Annotated in this window: 4 protein-coding genes; 2 read left to right on the forward strand and 2 right to left on the reverse strand. The window is 51.9% G+C overall.

Features of this window, described 5'->3' with window-relative positions; genetic code table 11:
- Positions 1–201: DDE-type integrase/transposase/recombinase (locus VE954_RS14420; RefSeq protein ID WP_324953901.1), on the forward strand; the 201-nt coding region annotated here is incomplete at its 5' end.
- 35 nt (positions 202–236) lie between these two features.
- Here the strand turns inward: VE954_RS14420 and VE954_RS14425 are convergent.
- Positions 237–1,004 carry a hypothetical protein gene (locus tag VE954_RS14425; protein WP_324953903.1) on the reverse strand — a complete coding sequence of 256 codons (768 nt, stop codon included), beginning with the start codon at positions 1,002–1,004 and terminating at the stop codon, positions 237–239.
- A gap of 216 nt (positions 1,005–1,220) precedes the next feature.
- Complete coding sequence (locus VE954_RS14430) at positions 1,221–2,375, reverse strand: GNAT family N-acetyltransferase (RefSeq protein ID WP_324953905.1); 1,155 nt, start codon at positions 2,373–2,375, stop codon at positions 1,221–1,223.
- 195 nt (positions 2,376–2,570) lie between these two features.
- On the opposite strand from VE954_RS14430, the gene VE954_RS14435 reads away from it, so the two are divergent.
- Positions 2,571–3,008: an AAA family ATPase gene (locus tag VE954_RS14435; RefSeq protein WP_324953907.1), complete on the forward strand. Its 438-nt coding sequence runs from the start codon at positions 2,571–2,573 to the stop codon at positions 3,006–3,008.
- Positions 3,009–3,114: the final 106 nt, after the last annotated feature.

Raw genomic sequence — 3,114 nt, forward strand, 5'->3', positions numbered from 1 at the left:
CAGGTGAAGTATCTTAATAATATCGTCGAGCAGGACCACAGGCGGGTCCGGCAAAGGACAAGGTCCATGCTCGGCTTCAAGACTTTCATGTCGGCCGCGAAAACAATTGCCGGCATTGAGATGATGGCCATGATCAAAAAACGCCAGATCGATATCCCGGGCTCCACCCCATTCGAGCAATTTTACGCCCTCGCAGGATAACTGCGTCCGGGGGGTGATGCCCTCGAAACCATACTTCACCCTTTGAAAGTTTTGCGACAGAGCCGATTGGTACGGCTCAGGAAATTCCGGACATGATTTTTGAAGGCGTTCTTAACGATGTCACTCGAATAGAAGTGTTCCTTGGTGACGACCGCTTCAACTGGATTGTCCGGACGGTTCATGGCCTGGCAATCGCTCGGATTATAGGTCAGCTTCAGAACATGGTGACTGCGTTTTTCCACACAGGACCAGGTCATGTTCCTTTGAGATGGACTGGCCTGCTTGGCCAGCGTCTGCTCCACCCACCATTCCATACCGCAGTATTCATGCTCGAAGTTCACCAGGGGGAGGATCACGCGCAAGCCATGCTGCCCAGCGCTGGCAATCGTGTAATCCAGCTGCTGAATCCCGTCCATATTCAGCGACAGGTCCTTATTGATAAAGGGCGGCGTCACGCTGCTGCCTTTGGAACCATCGCAGGCAAAACCCCAAAGACGGATGACCTTAAAACCCTCGGTCGCATAATTTTCCATCACCTTATCGATCTGGGGAAAGGTGACGCGACCGTTTTTAAATTCCTTGATGACATTGCCCTGAAAGGCTTCGGCCATGGCTAATCGATAAAAATTACTACCAACAAAGTAAAAAGGTTTGCCATCCGCCTGAAATTGGCCATTGGTGACCTGAACAAAACTTTGTGCGGCCCGCGGCGCATCCAGAGGGGCCGAGTCTACGCGTGTACCGCTGTCACAGCCCATGTTTGCGGTCAAACAAAGGAACAAGGTTCCTAACAACATCCTCATGGATATTCTCCTCAATAGTTGTGCTTAAAACCCATCGCAAGATTGAGATACTTGATTTTTGGAGTGAGCGATACTCAATTTCGCCGAGCCTGAAGGAATCATCAACAGGGCTGAATCACCTTGAAAATAAGTGTTTTTACATTTGTTAACAATTACAACAAAGTATCTGTAGCGATTAATAAATCTTGATAGAGGAAATGAGCCCTGTCAGAGAGCTCATCCTGGAGGGGCTGTGGAAGCATTATTTTTGAAAGGACTTTTACGGTCGAGTTCGGTGATGGCTTCCTGAATCATGAGGCGTTCATCGGCAATGAAGCGTTCGATGGGGTCGCGAAACGTAGGATCCATGATGCGATGGGCGCTGAAGGTCAGGCTGGGGCGAAATCCTCGTTGAATTTTATGCTCGCCTTGAGCCCCGGCTTCGAAGAGTTCCAGGCGCCTTTGAATCGCAAAATCAATGGTCTGGTAGTAGCAGAGTTCAAAATGAAGATCCTGAAACATCTGCAGGCTTCCCCAATAGCGACCGAACAGTGTCTTGCCTTTGAAGAAATTTAAAGCGCCGGCCACGGGTTCGTTATCCTTGCTGGCGATCACAAAGAGAATGTGATCGGACATGGAGGCAAAGACCTGTTGAAAAAAACCGTCCCGCAGATAAGCAATGGCATCCTTTTTTTCTGCAGTCGTCAGATAAAGTTGCTCCATGAGTTCCGCATGCTGCGGCTGCAAATCCGAACCCGTCAGACACTGAAATTCAAGACCATGCGACTGGGCCCGCTGCCGCTCCCGCTGCATGTCGCGGCGCCGTTTGCCCACAAAGCTGTCGAGATAATCCTGAAAATCCCGATAGCCCTGATTACGCCAGTGATACTGCAGGGAATGCCGAATGGCGAAACCCTGCTCCTGAAAGGCCGCGCACTCATTCTCTGGGATAAAGAGTGCATGCACCGACGACAGCTTGCTCTGAACCGCCATCTGCACTGAAAACTGAATCAGCTGTTCGCGGGTCTTTTGAGCCTCAGCCCCAAGCCGAACCAGCACGCGGGGGCCTGTTGCCGGCGTAAACGGCGCTGCATGCACAAGCTTTGGATAATAGGGACGACGAAAGCGCTGATAAAACCGCGCCCATTCCCAATCGAAGATATATTCACCGTAGCTATGCGACTTCACAAAACCGCAGAGCACGCCCGCCAGCCCTTGGTCATCAGAAGCCTGCAAATAAACAGGGTCCCAACCGGACGCGCCGCCGATGCTTTCCGAGTCTTCCAAAGCCTTTAAAAAGGGGTAATCCAGAAAAGGGAAATCCGGCGGCTCCAGGCTCTGCCAGGCTGCTCGACCGATGCTTTCTATGGAGGAGGCCAGTTTATAATCCATGTGCGTTCCCCTATGTCGGGCTCATTCTATACTGAGCTTAACTTGGAAAACAGCGGCTATGCGACCGAGCAAACGTGTCAAGCGTGAGGCTTCTGGAAAAACCTACGGACTTACGTCGGGGCTTTGGATTATCATGGATGCCTATGAACCATGGCAGTCCGCATCAGCAGCATCACAAGGATGAGGAAAAGCTCCGTGAAAAAAATTGTGCTCACCGGCGGTCCAGGCGCAGGCAAGACAGCCATCCTGGAACTCGCAAAACGTCAATTCATGGGCAAGCTGGCGATCATCCCTGAGTCGGCCAGCGTGGTGTTTGGTGGCGGATTTTGGAGGCATGAGTCTCTGGCCGGACGCAAGGCGGCTCAGCGCGCGATTTATTATGTACAGAGGGAATTCGAGACCTTGGTTGCAGAAGAAGGGCACTCGGTCGTTGCCTTGTGCGATCGTGGAACTGTCGATGGAGCCGCCTACTGGCCCGGTGGAGCGGATGATTTTTGGCAGGAACTGAAAACCACGAAGGCAGCGGAATATGCACGCTATGCGGCGGTTATTCACCTGCGAACACCGGCCCTGGAGCAGGGCTACAACGGACAAAATCCGGCTCTGTCGCAAACATTTCCAAGGTCGAAGTGAGTTTCTGAAGGGATCATTCCCCGGACGCAGTTATCCTGCGAGGGCGTAAAACTGTTCGAATGGAGCGAGGCCATGGATATCGATTTGGCCTTTTTTGATCATGGCC

It is taken from the genome of Oligoflexus sp. (genome assembly GCF_035638955.1).
Taxonomy (GTDB): Bacteria; Bdellovibrionota_B; Oligoflexia; order Oligoflexales; family Oligoflexaceae; genus Oligoflexus.